The organism is Pseudoxanthomonas mexicana (assembly GCF_010093385.1).
GTDB lineage: Bacteria > Pseudomonadota > Gammaproteobacteria > Xanthomonadales > Xanthomonadaceae > Pseudoxanthomonas_A > Pseudoxanthomonas_A mexicana.
On the sequence record NZ_PDWV01000064.1, the window covers coordinates 1 to 19,500 of the forward strand.

The window sequence follows — 19,500 nt, forward strand, 5'->3', positions numbered from 1 at the left end:
CATCAGCACCAGCCACCCGGCCACCCGCCGCCCCGGGCCGAAGCGCGCTTCGACGAAGGCCCAGACCGCCAGCGTTTCGCTGGCGGCGAGCAGGAAGTCGGTGGTGATCAGCCCGGATGCGCCGAACGGCAGCAGCATCGTGGCGTAGGCGAGCGCGGCCATGTCCTCGGCGCCGGGCGTCAGCCGCCGCGCGATGCGCCAGGCCAGCCATGCGCTCAGCAGGTAGGCCAGTGCCGCCGGCAACCGCGCCGCCCACGGATCCCGGCCGAATGCCGCCACGCTCGCGGCGATCGCCCAGTAGGTGAGCGGCGGTTTGGTCCAGTGCCCGGTCTCGTGGTGACGATGCGGTTCGAGCCAGTCGCCGCTATCGAGCATGTTGAGTGCCACGTTGGTGTAGCGCCCCTCGTCGGGATCCCAGATGCCGCGCATGCCGAGGAAGGTGAAGGCCAGCAGGACCGCCAGCACGGTGATCCAGGCGCGACGGCGGGCGGGGCCTTCACGCCAGTGAACGGGCGCGCTATTCCTCGTGCCAGATTTCATGGCTATCCACCAGGACGCGGAGTCGGGCCCGCTCGGCCGCGATGCGCGCCTCCGCCTCGTTCAGTGCGATCTGGCGCTGCATCCGCTCGGCCATCAGCCAATCCGACAACGACAGTTCGCCCAACTGCCAACCACGATGCACGCGCCGGCTGGCGGCACTGCTGGCGTCCAGGGCACGCCGTTGGGCCAGCCATTGGCTGTACCGGGCCTGTGCGGTTTCGACGCTTGTCCCGGCCTCGCGCCGGATGTCGCGCTGCATGGCGGCCGCATCGCCGTGCAGTGCGGCGGCCGTCGCACCATCCCCGGCGGCCGCCGCACTGCGGTACCGGCCTCCTATCGGCACCGACACCACCACGCCGAGCGCCCGTTCGGCACCGTCGCGATCGTTCATCAGGCGTAGGCCGATGGTCGGGTCGGCGAAGCGATCGGCGCGGCTGCGCGCGGCAAGGGCATCGGCTTGGGCAGCATCCGCCTCGAGGGCGGCGATCTCGTGGCTCCGCTCGACGATGCGCCGAGCCCAGACCTCAGCGGACTCCGTCAGCTGTTGCGGTACCGTCACTTCAGGAACCCGCTCCGGCAGCGACAACGATGGGAAATCCGTCGTCAGCGCCTGCCGCGCCACGTCCACCGCGGTGCTGGCCGCCACGTGCTGGGCCTCGGCTTGGGCCAGATCCACCCCGAGCAGATCGAGATCCTTTTGCGCGGCATCGCCTACCTGCACCCGGCGGGCCAGCGCAGCGTGCTCTCGCCGCAGAGCCTCCAACTGGCCGTCCATCTCTCTGCGCTGTGCGTCGGCGCGCAACCAGGCCATCCAGTCGTCCAGGAGTCGGCGCGCCGCCTGGTGGCGCGCATCGTCCAAACGCAACTCCGCGGCCAGCACGCCCTGCTCACCGATACTCCGGTCCAACGCCACCTTGCCGGGCAGGCGGAACGCGCGCCCCACCTGCAACTCGTATTCGCGATAGTCGCGTCCGCCTCCGGCCTCGTCGATGTTGCGCTGCTGGACGATGGCGCTTGCAGTGACCTCATGAGGACCGGCGGCGCGGGCGCGGGCCTGCGCCCGCGCCGCGTCGACCCGAGCGCGGGCAGCCCGCACTTCGGGCTGCGCGCCGATGGCCTGGGCCACGCGTTGGGGGTCCGGCAACCATTGCGCTGCCTGCGCAGGCAGGACGGCAACGGACAGCAGCACCATAAAGACGATCTTCATCCCAGCCTTCCCATCGCCAGCACGGGTTCGGTCCACCAGCGCACGTCGCGGCAATCCACATGCGTGCGCAACAATTGGAGTACGTCGTCCAGCCGATCGGCCTCCATCACCATCCACAACACCCGCCGCTGGATCCGTCCGCGCACCTGCTCTGCGCTGGAGGCACGGCTGAAGTCGCTGCTGTGGCCCTCGGCATGCAGCAAGGTGAACCCGGGCATCGAGGCATCCGCGCTGATGGTTTCGGTGATGGGCTCTTCCAGCCCCGGCGGAAACAGCACACTCAGGCGCAACAGGCTCATACGGAGGCTCCTTCACCTGGTTTGATGCCACCGCGCGTGTGCCCGCCATCGGGTTGGCCGAAGCGTAAGTACAGCAAAGGCATCAGCAGCAATGTGAGCGCCGTGGCCGATACCAGCCCACCGACCACCACGATCGCCAAGGGGCGCTGGATTTCCGAGCCTGGCCCCGATGCGAGCAACAGCGGCACCAGGCCCAGTGCGGTAATGCTGGCCGTCATCATCACCGGGCGCACGCGCCGCCATGCGCCCTCGCGCACCACCCTCTGCATCGGCAAGCCCTGTGCATGAAGCTGGTTGAACTGGGTCACCAGCACCAGGCCGTTGAGCACGGCCACGCCGAGCAGCGCGATGAAACCCACCGAGGCCGGCACCGACAAATACTGACCGGACATCCACAGCGCGAGCACGCCCCCCACCAGCGCGAAGGGGACATTGCACAGGATAAGCAGCGCCTGCCTGGCCGAGCCGAACGTCATGAACAGCACCACGAAGATCAAGCCCAGCGCCACCGGCACCACCAGCCCCAGGCGCGCGGCTGCACGCTGCTGGTTCTCGAACTGCCCCCCCCACTGCAGCGAGTAGCCCGCCGGGAGCGCGATCCGGGACGCCACGGCCTGCTTGGCCTCATCCACGAATCCGACCAAGTCGCGCCCGTCCACATTGGCCTGCACCAGGGCGAAGCGCGCGCCGCCCTCCCGTCCGATCTTGACCGGACCACTGCCCGGCTGGATCCGGGCCAGCGCCGACAGTGGCACCTCGCCGCCATCAGGCAGGCTGATCTGGATGCGGGCGAAGCGTTCGGCGGACATCCGCACCTCGTCGCCTCCGCGAACGAGTATCGGGGTGCGCCGGTCCGGCTCGATGACGTGCCCGGCCGCCACGCCCTCCACCTGCGCACGCAGCTCGTCCTGCACATCGGCCACCGACAAGCCGTAGCGCCCCGCGGCGGCGGCATCGATGTCGAGCTTGAGGTAGTCCACACCCTCGGTCGTCTGGGTCAGCACATCGCGCGCACCGGGCACCTTCTCCACGGTCGCCGCCACACGCGCGGCCAGATCGCCCAGCACGCCAAGGTCGGGACCGAACACCTTGATGGCCAGGTCGCCGCGGCTGCCGGTGAGCATCTCCGACACGCGCATCTCGATGGGCTGGGTGAAGCCGTACTCGATGCCGGGGAACTGGACGAGCGTCCGGCGGATCTGCTCGACCAGCCAGGCCTTGTCCGGCTCGCGCCACTGGCGCTTCGGCTTGAGCTTCAGGAACATGTCGGTCTCGTTCAGGCCCATCGGATCCAGGCCCAGCTCATCGGACCCGACGCGCGATACCACGTGGTCGACTTCGGGCAGGCTGCGCAGCGCACGTCCAACCGCGATGTCCAGCTCCACCGACCGCTCAAGCGAGATGGACGGGGATTTCTGCAACTGCACCAGGATGTCGCCCTCGTCCATGGTCGGCATGAAACTCTTGCCCACGGCCAGATAGCCGACGACGCCCAGCGCCAGCGCCAACCCAGCACCGGCGAACGCCAGGCCCGGCCTGGCCAGTACCTTGTCCAGCAACGGCCGATAGAAGCCGTCGATCTTCCGCATCAGCCACGGTTCGCGGTGCGCATGTTCCTTCAGGACGAACGAGGCGACCACGGGCACGAAGGTCAACGACAACAGCAGCGACGCCCCGAGCGCGAACACGATGGTCAGGGCGACCGGACTGAACAGCTTGCCCTCCAGCCCTTCCAGGGTCAGGAGCGGCAGGAAGGTCAGTACGATGATCAGCATGCCTGCGGCCACCGGCGTGGCCACCTCGCGCGCCGCCGCGTACACCCGGTGGAGACGCGGCAGGTGTGCGCCGGCGGCCCCGGGGCCGAGCCGGGCCACGGTGTTTTCCACCACCACCACGGCCGCGTCCACCAACATGCCGATGGCGATCGCCAAGCCACCCAGGCTCATCAGGTTGGCGCTTTGACCGGTCGCCTGCATCAGCAGGAAGGTGAACAAGGATGCGAACGGCAGCATGGAAGCGACCACCACCGAGGCGCGCCACTCGCCCAGGAACAGCAGCAGCAGGATCACCACCAGTACGGTGGCCTCCATCAGCGCGCGGGTCACCGTTCCGACCGCGCGTTCGATCAGCGCACTGCGGTTGTAGAACGGCACGATCCGGACGCCGGCGGGCAGGCCTGGCCTGAGCTCCGCCAGGCGGGCCTCGACGCGCGCGATCAGTTGCGAAGCGTCCGTTCCCCGCAGCGCGACGACGATGCCCTGCACCGCCTCGTCTTCGCCGTCCTTGGCCACCGCGCCATAGCGCGTCAGTGCGTCCACCTTCACCTGCGCGACGTCCCGGATCCGGATCGGCGGCATGCCGGCGCGCACCACGACGTTGCCGATGTCCTCGAGCGAGCGCAGTGCGCCTTCGGCGCGAACGATCAAGGCCGATTCGCCGGCCCGCAGGCGACCCGCGCCGTCGTTCCGGTTGTTCCGCTCGAGCGCGTCGGCGATGTCGCGCAGGCGCAGGCCGGTCGCGGCCAGGCGGACGCGGTCCGGCACCACCACGAAACTGCGCGCATGGCCACCCAGCACGTTCACGTCCGCCACGCCGGGCAGCGTGCGCAAGGCCGGACGCAGGGTCCAGTCGAGCAGGCTGCGGCGCTCCTGCAGACTCAGGTTGCCGCCCTCGACGGTGAACATGTAGACGTCCGACAGCGGGGTGGAGATCGGTGCAAGACCTCCGCCGACATCCGCAGGCAGCAGCGGGACGACGTTGCCGTAGCGCTCGGCCACCTGCTGCCTCGCCCAGTAGATGTCTGTCCCCTCGGCGAAATCCAGTGTGATGTCGGCGATGGCGTATTTGGACGTGGAGCGCAACATCACGGCGCGCGGGACGCCCAGCAACTCCATTTCCAGGGGGGCGATAACCCGCGCCTCGACTTCCTCGGGCGTCATGCCCGGTGCCTTGAGCACCATCTTCACTTGGGTGGGCGAGATGTCAGGAAACGCATCGATCGGCAAGCGGGCGAAGGCCAGCATGCCCGCCCCGGCGATGCCGAAAGCGACCAGCAGGACCAGCAGGCGCTGGCGCAGCGAAAATTCGATCAGGCGTGCGAGCACAGCGCTTACTCCGTCGGCGCCAGCGACTTGAGCACGCTGGCGCCCGCGACCACCACCTGCATGCCAGGACGCAAGCCTTTGGCGCTGACCACGGCACGGCTACCGTCGCTGCCTAGCGGCACGACCACCTGCCCGCGGTAGCCGGTCTGCTCGAGGAGATACAACACCTGCTTCTCCCCCTGCGGAAGCAGCGCCGACGCCGGCACCTCCACCGCATCCGCCGGCGCAGGCAGCGACAGCGCCACTTCCACCTGCTGGCCCGGGACCAGGGTGCCGGCGCGCTCCGCGCGTGCGCGGACCCGCAGGCCCTGGCTCAGCGCGTCGGTATCCGCGCCCACCGCCACCACCGTGGCCATGCCCCCATCGGGCAGACGCACGCCGAGGCCGGGTCGCAACTCGCCATGCAGGCCGATGGGCGCGGTGAACACGATATCCAGCCCGGTGCCCCCGGCGACCAAGAACGCTGGGGCCATCGCCTCCATCGCCTGTCCCGGCCTGACGCCGCGACGCAGGATGCGCCCGGTTTGAGGGGCGAGGATCTCGTATTCGCCCGGCATGCCTTCCGCTGGGCGACGCAACTGGGCCAACATGGCGCCGGCCTCCCTCACGCTGGCTGACGCCGCTGCCGATCGCGCTTCGCTCTCGATCCTGCGCGCAGTCGGAATGATGCCCTCTTCGGCCAGCAACGCATCCCGGCGAGCCTGCTGCTGCGCCGCGCCCGACTCGGCATGTGCGCGCGCCAGCGCGCCCTGCACTGCGATGAAATCCCGGCTCTGCACTCGCAGCAACGGCTGCCCGCGCCGCACATGCTCGCCTTCGTCCACAAGCACGCGCGTGACCACGCCGGCAAACGGAACGGTGACCTGGCTACTCGTCGCCAGCGGCGGCATCGCTTCCGCGGGCAGACCGGTCACCGGCACGTCCGTCGCGGCGCGGCTCCGCTCGATCCTGATGCCGAGGTTGCGTTCCTGCTCCTGGGTCAGCCGCACCCTTCCCTGCGCATCGGCGGTGGGCGCAACACTGGCCGCCCGCGCCTCCGCACCATGCGGCCATAGCCACCATGCCAGCAGCGTCACGGCAACCGCCGCAGTTGCCATCCAGTACAGTGGGCGCAGACGCATACGCGCGGATCCTCAAGCCAGTTGCGCATATGCTGGCGGACCAAGCTTGGGGAACGCTTAAGACGGAGGCCGAACGCACTTTCCGGTGGCGAGGAAAGCGCCCACTTGTCGCCCGCGGAACAGGCGAACCTGACCGTTACAGTGCCGCGAACGGCCCAAGTGTGGCGATGACCTCGCCCTGCTCAAGTGAGAAAACCAGCCGCAAGCCCAGGGCATTGGCCAGCGCTTGCGAAAGCGCCAGCCCCAATCCCGCGTGACGGCGGTCGCCTCCGCGGTCGCGCCCGCGCCAGTAGCGCTCGCCGAAATGCGCCACGTCCTCGGCATGCAGGCCGCTGGCCGCATTGCATACGCGCAAGCGGTAGCCGTCGGCCTCCTGCTGCAGCCGTACCCGCACCGGCCGCGCCGGGTCTCCGTAGTCCAATGCGTTGTGCAGCAAGTTGGTCAGAATCCGTTCGAGCATGCCGGTATCCGAATGCACCCATGCGCTTGGCGGCGCCTGCAGTTGCACCGGCGGCACGTCCGGATGCGAGCCGGCGGTGGCGTCGATCAGTTGGCGCAACAGCATGGAGAGGTCCAGCGGATCGGGTTCGGGCGATTCCAGTCCGGATTCCCAGCGAGAAAGCGCCAGCAATGCATGGATGCTGCGTTCCATGCGGGCATTCGCGCACAAGGCGGCCTCCATTCCCTTCCGCAATGCCGGCGCGTCGCCTGCGCGCAGCGCGTGTTCGACGGCGAGACGGACCTCCGCCACCGGCGTGCGCAACTCATGGGCTACGTGACGCGAGAACCGGCGCTCCCGCTCGAGCGCCTGGTGAGAACGCTCCAATGCATCCCGCACCGCGCGCGCGTACGACTGCATCTCACGCGGCAGATGGTCGACGTGAAGCTGGGCCACCTGGTCGGGCGACATCGCCGCCAACCTACTTCCCTCTTCCGTCATCGTGCGGAACGCATGCCTTACCAGCAAGAGGCACATGGCCACGGCCAGCAGGATGGCAAGCACAATGCCGCCCGCCATGATCCCGTGCACCGTCGTTCGGTACGGTCCCAGCTTTCGCGCTCGGTTGCCAGCACCAGCCATCCGTCTGTTGATAGCGGCCGGGCGAACGCACGCCCGCGGTGTCCGTCGGGCAGCGTCGTATCGTAATGAATGCTGGCTACGGCCGGCTGCGGCAACGACACCGCACCGCCGGCGCTGTTCCCCGACTTCGTCCGCAGCCGGCCGTTTCCGTCGTAGATCGCGAAGAACTCGGTGTGTCCGCCCAGGTCGTAAGCGGCAAGCAGGGTGTCCATGTCCTCGTGGCCGCGCCGTTCCAGCTGCACCGAGAACGCGCTCGCCCGCGCTTCGAGGAACTGATCCAGACGCTGGTACATCGTCAGGTCCAGCAGCGAATCGAGCGCGACGAAGAGCATTCCAAGCAGCAAGCCGATGCCAAGCGTCAGCCGCCAGAGGAGGCGCCGCTGGAGCGAGGGTGGGGAATTGGCCTCAGGGGATGACATAGCCGAATCCTCGACGCGTTTCGATGACATCCGGCGCCCCCGCTTTCGCCAGCTTGCTGCGCAGGGTACTGAGGATGACTTCGACCACCTTGTCCGATGCTTCGCTCTGGCTGTTGTAGAGCCGATCGAAGATTTGCGCGCGCGTCAGCAGGTGGCCGCGCTCGCGCAACAGCAGTTCCAGCAATGCGTACTCCTTGGGGGTGAGATGGACGTCCTGACCGCGCCAGAGTGCCCGGTGCGAGCGCAGTTCGAGTTCCAGCCCGCCGAGCGCCAGCCGCGTTTCCCCGCCTTCGCGCGGGCGCCTCGCCAAAGCGCGCAGGCGGGCCAGCAACTCATCCAGTGCGAAGGGTTTGACCAGGTAGTCGTCGGCACCCGCATCCAACGCGGTCACCCGGTCGATCACCTGGTCGCGCGCCGATAGCATCAATACGCGCGCCTGTCCGCCCTTCTGCCGCAGCTCTCGCAGCACATCGATTCCTTCGCGGCGCGGCAGCATCCAGTCCAGCACCACGATGTCGTAGTCGTACTGGTCGATGTAGGCCGCGGCGCTGGCGCCGTCCCCCGCATGGTCGCAGGCGTACCCCTCACGCGCCAGACTGGCGGCCAGGGCGTCTGCCAGCGTCGGCGAGTCTTCAACAATGAGGATGCGCATGCGGCTGCTCATTCGTCGTCTTCGGGCTTGCGCTCATCATGGCTTGCGCTGGCAGGACCCTCAAGGATCCCACCGGCCGCGCCCGATTGTTCGCCAGCCGCCAATCCGAAAGGAGATGCAGTCGACCGGCACCGTCCTCCTCACCGGTCGACCAGACGCCGAAGAAGGCCGCGACCGGGGGCCCATGGAAAACCCGGACCGGGAGATCCCACACGGGTACGGCGGCTTTCGAGTCCGGGGAGGAAACAGAAGCATTCACGGCACGATTCGGCATGGCGGGGGCGACAGCATGCGCCCTCATGCTTGGTTGACGCTTTGGAAACACAGCAATTCGGCATCCGCCCCATGGACGAGTATCACCGGATAACCGGCGCGTGCCCGAGGGCGAATCCGGACCGGGCTTGCGGGGGGAGGGCCGGACCGGGCAAGCCGATGGCGCAGCACCCCGTCAGGGCCATAGGCACCGCATCACCGAACGCCAGCCGAGGCGGCCGACTGCCGGGAGCGGCATGGCGCCAACGACATCTTGCCGCCCATGCCAAGCGGTGTCTGGCGGCTGCTCGCAGCCAGCCTGTCGGATCCGATGCTGTGGTTCCTGGTGGTCAGCGCTGGGCTGTTCGCCCGGGTGGGCGAACGCAGCGAGGCTGTCGTGTTGCCGGTGGCGATCGCGCCGCTGCTCGGCATGGACGCATTCCTGCACGGGCGCACGCAGACCCCAGCACGGCCGCACTGGCCACTAAATGGAAGGGCGATCTTATCTCGGCGACCCTCGATAACGATCCCTAATCGATCTAGACACCCCACAAGCAGTTGCAGTCACAAGTGCGGCCTTGGCCCGCTAGAGCCCGAGCATGCGCTGGATACTTGCTTGAAATGTTCATAACGAGGGCACCGGGCGCCCCCAAGGTTGACTAGGATTTGTTGTCGAGGGCGCGTGACAGGGCATTGCCCTGTCGACGCTGATGGCCATGACCGAACACCGCTCGGTAGTCAGCGTGGCCGGGTATTTCCAGGCCGGATCTGCGCCGGCGCATCTAGGCGCACGACTGCTGGAGCCCGTCGCCCCCAATCTAGGTGCGTCACCCCCCATCCGTGAGTGGATCAGGCTGACACGCGCGATCGTTCTACATACAGCTGGCTTAGCGCTGTTGCACTGGATACACCAGTAACTGCCACCGTATCTGCCCATTGGCCGGGTTGTGTTGACGATGATTCTGCGGGGGCAAGGTATGCCCCCCAGCGATGGCGATCTCATCGCCACAGGAAGTACAGCGGTATATACCCGGATGCGGGGCCGCTGTACCGGGGCCGTGCACGGCATCAAATGCCGCGTCTTGTGACTGGGTCAGATAATTTCCGTGCTTGTACAGCGCCATCTCGCATCTCCTGCATTGTCGAATGGGACGAGGATCGCGCCTGCGGGACCGGGCGGGCCCGTCAAGGCGCGCGATGCCACCACCATGAAGCTACACATTGAACCCTTGTGCACCGCGCTGAGGTGGGCTGCGCCTGTTACAAGTGCTTACCCGTGCCATCAGGCGCATGAACGAATGGCTCCGCTTCTTCGCGCGAATCACCATCGCAGTACCATGTACATCGAGCGCGCTTAGTCGCACCACCAGCGCATTAAAAGTTATCTGTGCTGACGTTTTGCATTATCCCCTAGCGATCGCAACCAGAATCTATCGCATCGGCGATCAGTTCGCATGGCGCTGCGAAGCGAAAGAATCGCGAATTACATACCTGTAAGTAAACGCGCTTACGTGTCCGCAGCGCCCAGGACATGGCGTTGCAACGACTAAGGAGGGGCGTGCACGGTCACGCCATACGGGGTACGTCACGCGCTACTACTTCACGAGCCATTTGTTCGCCACACCCCGGCGGCCGGTGGCTCTCTACCATGGTGATCCATCAGGAGACAGCGATGAACAAGTGCGCTTTGGCGAGTGTTCCACTGCTGCTGTTGTTTGCGGCCTGCGCGAGCACGCCGGATGTCACGCTCGGCTACTTTCATGCCAAAGCCGTGGCCGACGTCAGCGTCACGCGCACCTTCGTATGCAACAAGAAGAAGCACGTGATCGAGGTCATTACCGCCGAGGTGCAACCACGCTATGTGGCGGACACATGGCACCCGCTGTCGATCAAGACACTGGACGGCAGCATGGCCGATACCAGCCTGACTCTGGGCTACTACGCCGACGGCCGATTGAAAACCGTCAACGCTGAAGCCACCGGCCAGGGCGGTGAGATCCTGAAAGCTGTTGCATCCGCTGCTGGATCCTTGTTCTCCATCCATGGCATAGATGGGGGCGGCGCAGCCCCGCACCCAGTCGCGTGCAATGTCATCGACCAGTTGGGCGACAAGAAGCCGGTGGCTATCGTTTACAAGATGCAGGGTCTGCCATTGGGGGACGGTACAGCCAATATTCCCGTCGCACCGGGGAGTGAAGCTTCCCAGACCAAGCTAAACAGCTTTGTAGGCAGCGTCTGCGCTTCGGTAACCAGCAAAAAGCCGGCGGCCAATACGTGGCCGAAGATCGCTGAGGGAGATCCCTCCCCCAAGCTTGAGCTGAGGCAGCCAGGCTCAGCCGATGTCGTGATCCATCGCAACGGCTGTAATGGCCCTGCGCTGCCGGCCCAGACGATCGTTGCCCCTCAGCATGGTCAGACGTTTTATCTGCCCATACCGAGGGCGCGTGCCTTCGGTAAACAGGTCTTCGCGCTGGAACTGGCCGAGTCTGGCGTCATCACCAAGGTGCAGTACGCCAAGGACACCGGCGCCACCCAAGGTCTGTCAGTCGTGAACGCGGTACTGCCTGAGTTCCAGGGCAACACGGCTGCCGAAAAGGCCAAGGCCTCCAACGACCGTGCGGATGAAATTGCTGCCAACGCGCGTCTAGCCAAATGTTTGGCTGATCCGACCAATTGCAAATAGTCTGGAACGCGGGCCGGCGTTCCAGCTAATGCGATGCCGGTGTGGCACGCCGTTGTACCCCCCTTTGGTGGCGACACCGGCTGCCCGATCCGCCGCTGGCCGTGCGCGGAAGCTCACGACGCCAGGCAATTCCGGACGGCGCCGTCGCTAGCTGCGGGCGATGCCTCGTGGACGCCGCTTCGGGGGCGTCTGCTGGGCCTGTCGGAGCAGCTCCCACAGATCGACCTGCAGCGCCTGCGCTATCCGGATCAAGGTGGAGAGCCGGCAGTCCTTGCGTCCCTGCTCAATAGCACCGTACTGGGTGCGATGCATCCCAATCTGGTCGGCAAATGCCTCCTGACTCACGCCTAGGGCGATCCGGTGGGCCCTGATGACGGGATATAGCGCAGCGGTAGCGAGTGCGGCAGACACCGCCAGCAAACTAAGAACTGCACTATTATTGGTCTACACTATTTTCGGTAGCATTTTGAGCTGGAGGCCCCGTGGAATTGCACGTGCACTGGTGTCTGGTCCAAACCGCCGACGTTGGAGGACCTCGCTCTACGCTCGGGGGCAATGAGTTTGATCTGTCCGACATCGCATTGCCCCCAGCTGCGGTGGCCGCCGGGCTTCAGGTCGGATTGAACGAGGGGCTTGCGCGCTATCTGACGTGGCTGTTCAGTCATCCAGACGAATCCACGTGTATGGCCGTCCTGAGCAAGGCCGAGCGTGAGGCGATCCCGCCTCCGCCCAGCGCGCTCGCCATTAACGCTGCCGCGTTGGAGTTCCTGCATGAGGCCCCTGCCCCGCCGCGAGACGCCCACTGAGCCCGTGAGCCGGGATGGGTGACCCAGCCGCACTATTCGCTGCGGACCGGGATCACATCGAACGGCAGGTGATCCCGGAACAACCTACGGTCCGTGCCGGAGCACGAGGGACGCTGTCGTTGTGCAAACAGGGCGGCAGGCATGACCAGCGGTTCCAACGCCGGCGTCTGGTCCATGTCCGGGAACCCCAACAGCAGCTTCGTCGCACGCGCGGAATGTTGACGGATATTGTCGCGTTGCGCAGTCAGCCACTCGAAGGTGGAGCTGGCGTCTCGGTACTCAAAACCAGGAAGGTCGCAAACGCCTTCGAAGTGGAGGCGACACGCGCGCATCAGTACCTGACGACGCCAGCGTCGCTCAATCCGTCCCTTGCCCTGTCCCGGCGGGGTGCGCGGCTTAGCGCTAGAGAAATTGGCGATAAAGTCATGGTGCCGCACCAACTCCTGCTCGGCGCGCGTCATGACCGCTTCCGAAGGCTGAAAGCGGGGGGCCCAGTCCACGAAGCGGGTCTCGAGCAGATAGCGCCAAGTATCCCGTACCTCCCACTGGTAGCGGTGGAGTCGTGCCCATTCCATGCCCACGGCGTGGAGCACGGCGCGGAACCTAGCCGCCTGCTGACGATGCCCCAGATCCTGAGCTTCCCGAAAAAGCAGCAATAACAACAACAGCCCATCGAGCGAGAGGAAACGCTGGACCTGCAGATCTAGCCGCGAGGTGGTGTCTGCGGTCAGCGCCTGCTCGCCTGCGACCAGGCCCAGCTCAATGGCATGCGCGTCGTCGTCCGGCTCAACCTGAAGCATGCCATGGCGCGTGAGCTGCGCTTCCAGCCACGCCGCACCATCGGGAAAGCAGGGGGAACGCTCCTTCAGGTGGTCCCACAGCGGATGCGCATACGCGGTCTGCGCGGCCTTATAGCGTTGCTTACTTGCCACGTGCGTGCGCAGCCATTTGGCAGGCCTGTACCCATCGAGCAGGACGGGCTCGAAGCATTTCCCCGGCCGTGCCCCGCGCATCAACGCATGGCGAGGACTAGGACGGTCCAATGCTTGGACCTTATCGACGTCGGCCAGGGCCATGACTTCGACCAGCCAATGCCATGCCCGGGCACGCTCGGCGGCCTCACGAAAGCTTCCCTGGGGACGTCCGGCAGGAATAGAGCGTAATTCCAAATAAGGGTGGCGCACGCCGGGCCAATAATGTGCTTCGATGGCCGCATCTGTCCATGGGGGGCCTTTCGTGACCGAAAACTGCTCCTCGGGTGCTATCGACGGCTGCGAGGGCGTGGCAGACACCTTGGTGGCACTGCATGGCGAACTCATGGACAGCCAAGCGCTGGTGGCCCTGTTCAAATTCGGCAGTGAGCGCTCATTCCGGCGCAGCGCAAGCAAGGGCGCGCTGCCGGTGACCGTATTTCGCGTCCCCGGCCGTCGCGGCTGGTTCGCGCGTACACGCGATGTAGCCGCATGGCTGGCAGAGCTGGGAAGCCATCGCCCCGTCCCTTCTAAACCGCGGGTTCTATCCGACTAGGAGTTGCCTATCGAAGCCAGTTCCCTACTCGAAAAAATCGCTTTTCCATTCCTAAAAAAGAAAGGGACCCCGGCTAGGGGGTCCCGCAGAGCCGTTAAGAGGCCCGTCACCTCAGAGCTTTGCACCTTTTTTGGGTTCGGTCAACGGCTGCCTGAAACGCAACCCCAAAGAGGTCTATCCCATGTTGCATGACTCGCTTTCGGCCATTAAGGCCGATTTGATCCAGTGCCCCGAACAGCACGCCTTTGAGTTCGCGGACATCTCTGCTCCCACGCACCAAGCCATCGAGGCACTGCCCATGCGCTGTCCGGGTCGCGAGAACTATCTGCTGTGGAGAGCCGAGTTCAGCCCACGCGAGCGGCCCTACCAGCGCCTGTGCCTTGAGGTGATTCAGGAGAGCGAAGTCCGCCGCGCGATCCTCAGCCCTCGCCTGCAGGCGGCCTAACGCCGCCACTCCCGTTCGCTGAGAACTGCCCACCACAGTGTGGGCAGACAGCGCTGCCCTGAAGCTGGTGCCGGAGCATCGGCCGGCACTTCGCGCGCGCGCCATGCGCGCAACAAGGAGATCACCATGACCGCTGGAACAAAGGCCACCCAAGCCAAACCGATCACCGCCCACGCGGTGAATGCCGCCCTTCCCTATCAGCCTCGCATGCTTAATCGCGGCGAGCGTAGTCGCCGGGAAGTCTTCGTTTTCTTTTCTCCCCGTAACCAGCGCATTGTAACCATTGCCGACACGGTCAATGTGGCGTTTGCCATGCAGTTGGAGTTCGACCCCACCTTGAGTGCATATGTCGAGCGCCCACGCCGCCTGAAACTGTCTGACAGGCAGGAGGTCGACATCAGCTTTTGGACGCGCAGCAAGAGCGGTGAAGAACGCTTCCATATGTTGATCCCGCACAGCGGCAATCTCGGCAGCACTACCGGCACGTTGTCCGTGCGGGATCGTGGTTCTCTCGATGTCGTGGCCCAGCGCCAAGGCTTGGTGCTGCATTACGTGACCGAAGCCGAACTCTTGGCCAGCAGAGCGTGGCTGGCCACGGCCTTTGAGCTGTTGCCGTTGGTCTGGGAATACGGCCGACTGCTTAATCGCGCCCTGATTCGGCCGCACATCGAAGCTTTGGTGCGCAATGCAGAGCGGGTGAGTCTGGCGCGCACGATCGATGCCTTGGCCTACGACCCCGGCCAAGTGCAGGCGGTGGTGGCTGGCATGATCCACGAGGGCGCGCTGCGTCTGGTCGACTACCAGCCGGGCGCGCGCGATGCCGTGCTGGAGGTGCCTCATGACTGATGTGCACGCCATCTACGATCAGGAGCAATTGCAAGCTTGGTATCGGCCGCCGGAGAGTGAAATGGCCGAAGCCTTACGGACGCGCTATCGGCAAGCGTGCGCGGCGCTCACTGCTGTCTTGACTGGTGCGTGCTCGCTCTCAAGCGCCGCCACGATGCATCGGCTGTGTCGCAAGCGCTTGCGCCATATGGTGCAACTAGCGTCCGAACTGGCAGCCGATGGCCGACCCTTTGGGTACCGCGTCTGCGTGCCATGGGGGGTCTATCAGCGACGTCCGCAAGCCGAAGAGGCAAGCGCCATGCCGCGCCGCGCCGCCGCCCACGCAATGACAGCGCTGATGGCCGCCCAGCCCACGATTCGCGGGTGGGTCGATGCCTTTGATCACCCCTTGCCTCCGGGCAAGCCGCCCAAGGTGTTCCTGCGCCTGCACAAACGCATTGTCGATGAGCTCAAACGGCTGGATCTCGGCGACTACTACCCGCTCAACCAAACGGACAAGGGGCGCAGAGCGCTGCTGCGTTTTCTTCGTAACCGCCGACTGGCAGTCCCGGGTGGCGAGTGGGACTCGGCGGCCGAGCCGGTGAGCCGTCTGACCGACATTTTCCCGCAGACCCCCTTCACACGCACCGAGCTCGACGGCCATCGCATCGACATCGAGACGGTCTTGAGCGTGAGCCTGCCCAAGGGCGGGCTGGCGGTGCGGCCCATCACCTCGTTGTGGCTGCTGGTGGAAATAGAAATCGACTCGCGGGCGATAGTCGGCTGGACCCTGCGAGTAGGCCGGGCCTACAACAATCTGGACGTGGCCTCGTGCCTGGCGGTAAGTCTGCGGCCCTGGGAGCGCCGCACCCTGACTGTCCCAGATCTGGAGTACGCCCCCGGTGCTGGCCTGCCCTCTGGTCTGCTCAACCAGATGCCCGGCTGGCGCTCGCGCTCGGTGGCCATGGACAACGCCAAGGCGCATCTAGCCGCCGATCTGGAGCAGCCGTTCTGCCGCGCCCGAGGCGGGATGCTGGTGTTTGGCCGGGCCCATGAGCCGCGCTCGCGTCCGATCGTGGAGCAACTGTTCTCCCGTCTTGAGCGCGGTGCCTTGCGCCAGATCCCCGGCGGATTCGAGCCAGCCAAACGCCTGGGCGAGAGCAAGCTTCGCATCAGCAACTTCTCACCCTCTGACCACCCCATCCAGTTGCACGCGTTCGAAGAACTGCTGGATGTGATCATCGCCAATTACAACGCTACCCCGCACAGCGCGCTGGGCAATCTCTCACCGCTGCAGTTCCTTCAGATGCAGCGCCGGCGGGCCTTCGACTTCACCGTGGGCACAGGCGATGAAGATGCGGCCGACATGGGCAGCGTACTCATCCCGCTGGTGGTTCACGGCAATCGAGGCCAAGGGGTGATGCCGCACGTCAACTACGCCTACGTCCGGTATCGCAGCCCGGATCTAGACAACAAGTGGGAGCTGATCGGCAAGCGGATCTTGGCCCGAGTCAACCGGTACGATCTGCGTACCTTGTTGCTGATGCGCTCGGTGACGGCTCCGATGTGCGTGGTGCGGGCGGCCTCGCCGTGGACACGCACCGTTCATGACGAGACTACTCGCAAGTTGATCATGCAATGGAGTAAGCAGCGCAAGGATTTCACCATCATTGGCGTTGACTGTGCGATCCAGGCGTACGTGGATTCCTTGCGTGCGCACTGCGCCGACTCGCAGCAGGCGGTGGATCAGCTGGCCCGTATTGAGCAGCTGCATGCGGGAACGCCGCCCACCCGACGAAAGCCTGCTTTTCAAGAAGCTGCGCGGGTTCCCCCCGGCGGGTGGATCACCCTCGACGACGACTGAGGCGGCACGTAGTGCTGCTGCTAATTCCCTTTCGTGCAGGAGTTGAACATGTCTGACGATCAGCATCCGATCTTCATCACCAACGGCTACCAGATCAATACGATGCCCACCACCGCGCTAGCTAATTTCATCGTCACCAACATCAGCCAAGGCCACCATGGTTGCTCGGCTTACGGTGGCGGTGGTCTAGGCAAGACCACTGCACAGCAGTACCTGACCGACAATGCCTCGCGCTGGCTCATCGGGCCGGGCAAACAACCTATCGGCGTGGCAGCCCGGATGGTCATGCCCAGTGGCAATCGGCGCAGTGATCGTGCGTTCTGGGGTGCGATGAACAGTCGCCTGCGCATTTCCACGGCGTTGCGCGTGGAGCCCAGCGTGGCGCTGGAGCGGTTGCGCAATTTCATTCGTACCCGCTGCGGCCAGGCGAAGGTTCGCCGGATGGTGTTGTTCATCGACAACGCCCAGCGCATCACCGACACCGAGTATCAGTACTTGGAAGACCTGGACGGCCAACTGACGGATGACCAGCTCAGTCTGTTCCTGGTGTTGGTGCGGCAGAGCGATGCCGAAGGCGTGGATATCGGGGATGACTGGCTGGAGCGTCCCTCGCACACGGTGCGTCGCTGGTTCATGGACACCATGCCATTTCAGCCGCTGATGGGCTTGCGGGAAATTGCCCACGCGCTCTCGCGCTACGACAAGGCGATGACCTGGCCGACGCCGGACATGTCCTTCTCGCGCTACTTCGCCAGGACGGCTTTCGATGCGGGCTGGACGCTGGCGTCTGACGCCGGCCTGCTGCTGAGCGAAATGCAGGCCCTGCGCAAGGCCTTCCACTTGCCGGAAAGCGAGGCCTGGCCGATGGCGACCTTCACCCTGGTGGTGCACTACCTGCTCTCCGAAGTCGCCGCACGCGAGCCCGGCTTCAAAGGCTTCACTGCCGCCCAGGTCAAGAATGCGCTGCTGACCACCGGCTACCTGAGGTTGGAATTCGTGCGTGCGCGGCTGCCCTTTCCGGAAAGCCTGCGGGGCCAGCCGATGCCCGAGGCGGCGTAGTGTCCTGGTCTGCCATCATCCAGGCACGGCCTCAGATGCCCGCCCTGCCGGGTGCAGAGCTCGAACCGTACCCGTATCTGTCCGGGTACGGGCTGATGCAGCGGGTGACACGGCTGGCCACACCCATGTCCTCCGAACTAAGCAAGCTAGGGTTCCGTAATCACCAGGTGGCTGATGTCCTACTGGCCACCCAACGGCGGAGCAAGCCCACCTTGAGCTTGCTCCAGATTCTAGGACTTCAATCCACGTCCTTGGCGGCGTACTGGCGACCTTAAACTTGGTCGCCAGTGCAGACCGGCGACTTGTTCGGCCGCCAAGCCCGTCCGGTTAGGCAGTGTCCGTCTTGTGCGCAGCATGGCTATCACTGCGCCCTTTTCCAGCTGCCTTCCATCACCCATTGCCCGTGGCATGGCTGCCGTTTGGAAGAGCGTTGCTGTCACTGTGGCAACCCGTGGCATGCGCGATTCGACTCGGCGGCAAAGTTGGGCATCTGTGCCTGTGGCGCTGACCTGTTTGAACCCCTCACCGCCACAGTGGATATGTGGGATTTTCCCACCGCAGAGGCCGAAGGGTGGTTGGAGGAGTACCTGAGATGGGCCATTCGCCGCCGAGCCTCACGCTGGCTCTGTGTCCCTGAGAACTGTGCCCACTGGGATGATGGCTATGCAATGCTGGCCGCGCCACCGCCCTCGCTGCAGGCGCCTCAACCGTATCGCCCCTGGAGCCGTGAGCTTTTCAGTGGCCAGGGCGTGGATCCCGCTCCCCGCCAGTTCTGGGGGTGGTCCTCGTGGGGCGCCGAACGACCCCTGACCATGGCCCCGTTGCCGACCACCATCTATCCCAAGCTGTGTGAGGCCACCAAGAGCCTGGTGTTCTGGCTGCCTTACGAGAGCAGGACGCCCTTTGAGCTTGTGGAAGCCAACAACCTGCAAGCCGACGCGACATTGCGGGAGAACGTGTTCCTGCGTCCTGACTGCTTTATTTCCCCACGGGGACAGGGAGGCGCCAGCACGTGGCTTCATCTGTCCGCGGTGGACCGTGGCATTGCCGCATTCATTGGGCAGGTGCTGGATCTCACAACCAAGGTATTGAGGACCAGCCCGCCCTTGCAGGATCGCTCGCTGCAGGCCGAGCGCTCCCATGCAATCGATCAGCTTGAAGGTCGCCGACATCTGTCCGATGCTTTGGAGCATCTGCTTACGAGTGCCTATCGCTGGGGACTGGAAGCGATCCTTCGGTCCAAGCTGAACGAGCATCCCGAACTGACGCCAGCCAAAAGTTGGCCCATCCTGGAACTGGTGGGACGATTAGGTCGCCTCAGGTCAGTTCGCTTGGTGTCGGTACCCGATAAGCCGCTTCACACCCCGTCCACGTCGGTCTCCAAAGCCGCCTGACGACCGGGCCGACCAGTTGGCCCAGATAAAAACGGGGCACATTGGCGGCACTTCTGCAATCTCGGGGCGATTTGTTGGCGGCTCCAACAACTAGGTGTGATCTCTCGGTAGGTTGTTCATCCGGGGCATCTCTGGAAGATGGGGGTTGCGAAGCCAACCCAGCCCCCAGGAGCCCCGGATGAACCTGCATAAACATGCCCGTTTGAGCCCGCGCGGTCGAGC

General features: G+C 65.2%; 16 protein-coding genes and 1 pseudogene. 7 read left to right on the top strand and 10 right to left on the bottom strand.

Annotated features, from left to right (window positions below; translation table 11 throughout):
- The 8 genes from CSC76_RS16700 to CSC76_RS16735 form a co-directional block, all read right to left on the bottom strand.
- On the bottom strand, positions 1 to 540 hold a 540-nt coding region (locus tag CSC76_RS16700), incomplete at its 3' end, for an ArnT family glycosyltransferase (RefSeq protein ID WP_162111099.1).
- A complete protein-coding gene (locus tag CSC76_RS16705) occupies positions 518 to 1,747 on the bottom strand; it encodes a TolC family protein (RefSeq protein ID WP_162111100.1) in 1,230 nt (409 codons plus the stop codon). The genes CSC76_RS16700 and CSC76_RS16705, both read right to left, overlap by 23 nt.
- Positions 1,744 to 2,046 carry a DUF3240 family protein gene (locus CSC76_RS16710; RefSeq protein WP_162111101.1) on the bottom strand — a complete coding sequence of 101 codons (303 nt, stop codon included), beginning with the start codon at positions 2,044 to 2,046 and terminating at the stop codon, positions 1,744 to 1,746. Before CSC76_RS16710 ends, CSC76_RS16705 begins: the two co-directional genes overlap by 4 nt.
- Positions 2,043 to 5,150 (bottom strand): efflux RND transporter permease subunit, encoded by a 3,108-nt coding sequence (locus CSC76_RS16715; RefSeq protein ID WP_162111102.1) that lies wholly within the window; start codon positions 5,148 to 5,150, stop codon positions 2,043 to 2,045. The genes CSC76_RS16710 and CSC76_RS16715 overlap by 4 nt, the downstream gene beginning before the upstream one ends.
- A 5-nt stretch (positions 5,151 to 5,155) precedes the next feature.
- Positions 5,156 to 6,271, bottom strand: coding sequence for an efflux RND transporter periplasmic adaptor subunit (locus tag CSC76_RS16720; protein WP_162111103.1), 1,116 nt, complete (start codon positions 6,269 to 6,271; stop codon positions 5,156 to 5,158).
- A 136-nt stretch (positions 6,272 to 6,407) separates the two neighbouring features.
- Complete coding sequence (locus tag CSC76_RS16725; RefSeq protein ID WP_162111104.1) at positions 6,408 to 7,289, bottom strand: sensor histidine kinase; 882 nt, start codon at positions 7,287 to 7,289, stop codon at positions 6,408 to 6,410.
- Complete coding sequence (locus tag CSC76_RS16730; protein WP_162111105.1) at positions 7,229 to 7,771, bottom strand: hypothetical protein; 543 nt, start codon at positions 7,769 to 7,771, stop codon at positions 7,229 to 7,231. The genes CSC76_RS16725 and CSC76_RS16730 overlap by 61 nt, the downstream gene beginning before the upstream one ends.
- Complete coding sequence (locus tag CSC76_RS16735; protein ID WP_162111106.1) at positions 7,758 to 8,423, bottom strand: response regulator transcription factor; 666 nt, start codon at positions 8,421 to 8,423, stop codon at positions 7,758 to 7,760. The genes CSC76_RS16730 and CSC76_RS16735 overlap by 14 nt, the downstream gene beginning before the upstream one ends.
- Before the next feature lie 487 nt (positions 8,424 to 8,910).
- Between CSC76_RS16735 and CSC76_RS19445 the strand changes: the two are divergent.
- Positions 8,911 to 9,306, top strand: a pseudogene (locus CSC76_RS19445) (cation-transporting P-type ATPase); the annotation flags it as partial.
- 1,041 nt (positions 9,307 to 10,347) lie between these two features.
- Entirely contained in the window at positions 10,348 to 11,358 is a 1,011-nt protein-coding gene (locus CSC76_RS16745) for a hypothetical protein (protein ID WP_162111107.1), read from the top strand.
- A 147-nt stretch (positions 11,359 to 11,505) separates the two neighbouring features.
- Here CSC76_RS16745 and CSC76_RS19300 read toward each other — a convergent pair whose 3' ends face one another.
- Together CSC76_RS19300 and CSC76_RS16755 are read right to left on the bottom strand one after the other, a co-directional pair.
- Positions 11,506 to 11,769: a helix-turn-helix domain-containing protein gene (locus CSC76_RS19300; RefSeq protein ID WP_162111114.1), complete on the bottom strand. Its 264-nt coding sequence runs from the start codon at positions 11,767 to 11,769 to the stop codon at positions 11,506 to 11,508.
- Positions 11,770 to 12,196: 427 nt separating this feature from the next.
- Positions 12,197 to 13,456, bottom strand: coding sequence for a hypothetical protein (locus CSC76_RS16755; protein WP_162111108.1), 1,260 nt, complete (start codon positions 13,454 to 13,456; stop codon positions 12,197 to 12,199).
- 416 nt (positions 13,457 to 13,872) lie between these two features.
- Here CSC76_RS16755 and CSC76_RS16760 point away from each other — a divergent pair, with 416 nt between their 5' ends.
- From CSC76_RS16760 to CSC76_RS16780, 5 genes are all read left to right on the top strand, one after another.
- On the top strand, positions 13,873 to 14,136 hold the full coding sequence (locus tag CSC76_RS16760; protein ID WP_162111109.1) for a hypothetical protein: 264 nt from the start codon (positions 13,873 to 13,875) through the stop codon (positions 14,134 to 14,136).
- 126 nt (positions 14,137 to 14,262) lie between these two features.
- Positions 14,263 to 14,982 (top strand): hypothetical protein, encoded by a 720-nt coding sequence (locus CSC76_RS16765; RefSeq protein WP_162111110.1) that lies wholly within the window; start codon positions 14,263 to 14,265, stop codon positions 14,980 to 14,982.
- A complete protein-coding gene (locus tag CSC76_RS16770; protein ID WP_162111111.1) occupies positions 14,975 to 16,825 on the top strand; it encodes a hypothetical protein in 1,851 nt (616 codons plus the stop codon). The genes CSC76_RS16765 and CSC76_RS16770 overlap by 8 nt, the downstream gene beginning before the upstream one ends.
- 48 nt (positions 16,826 to 16,873) lie before the next feature.
- Positions 16,874 to 17,884 carry an ATP-binding protein gene (locus CSC76_RS16775; protein WP_162111112.1) on the top strand — a complete coding sequence of 337 codons (1,011 nt, stop codon included), beginning with the start codon at positions 16,874 to 16,876 and terminating at the stop codon, positions 17,882 to 17,884.
- 668 nt (positions 17,885 to 18,552) lie between these two features.
- Positions 18,553 to 19,278: a hypothetical protein gene (locus tag CSC76_RS16780; protein ID WP_162111113.1), complete on the top strand. Its 726-nt coding sequence runs from the start codon at positions 18,553 to 18,555 to the stop codon at positions 19,276 to 19,278.
- Positions 19,279 to 19,500 lie beyond the last annotated feature (222 nt).

Excerpts from the sequence above, each read along its gene's own strand:
- CSC76_RS16705 (WP_162111100.1), bottom strand. The coding sequence starts at position 1,747 with ATGAAGATCGTCTTTATGGTGCTGCTGTCCGTTGCCGTCCTGCCTGCG.
- CSC76_RS16710 (WP_162111101.1), bottom strand. The coding sequence starts at position 2,046 with ATGAGCCTGTTGCGCCTGAGTGTGCTGTTTCCGCCGGGGCTGGAAGAG.
- CSC76_RS16720 (WP_162111103.1), bottom strand. The coding sequence starts at position 6,271 with ATGCGTCTGCGCCCACTGTACTGGATGGCAACTGCGGCGGTTGCCGTG.
- CSC76_RS16725 (WP_162111104.1), bottom strand. The coding sequence starts at position 7,289 with ATGGCGGGCGGCATTGTGCTTGCCATCCTGCTGGCCGTGGCCATGTGC.
- CSC76_RS16730 (WP_162111105.1), bottom strand. The coding sequence starts at position 7,771 with ATGTCATCCCCTGAGGCCAATTCCCCACCCTCGCTCCAGCGGCGCCTC.
- CSC76_RS16735 (WP_162111106.1), bottom strand. The coding sequence starts at position 8,423 with ATGCGCATCCTCATTGTTGAAGACTCGCCGACGCTGGCAGACGCCCTG.
- CSC76_RS16745 (WP_162111107.1), top strand. The coding sequence starts at position 10,348 with ATGAACAAGTGCGCTTTGGCGAGTGTTCCACTGCTGCTGTTGTTTGCG.
- CSC76_RS16760 (WP_162111109.1), top strand. The coding sequence starts at position 13,873 with ATGTTGCATGACTCGCTTTCGGCCATTAAGGCCGATTTGATCCAGTGC.
- CSC76_RS16765 (WP_162111110.1), top strand. The coding sequence starts at position 14,263 with ATGACCGCTGGAACAAAGGCCACCCAAGCCAAACCGATCACCGCCCAC.
- CSC76_RS16770 (WP_162111111.1), top strand. The coding sequence starts at position 14,975 with ATGACTGATGTGCACGCCATCTACGATCAGGAGCAATTGCAAGCTTGG.
- CSC76_RS16775 (WP_162111112.1), top strand. The coding sequence starts at position 16,874 with ATGTCTGACGATCAGCATCCGATCTTCATCACCAACGGCTACCAGATC.
- CSC76_RS16780 (WP_162111113.1), top strand. The coding sequence starts at position 18,553 with ATGCTGGCCGCGCCACCGCCCTCGCTGCAGGCGCCTCAACCGTATCGC.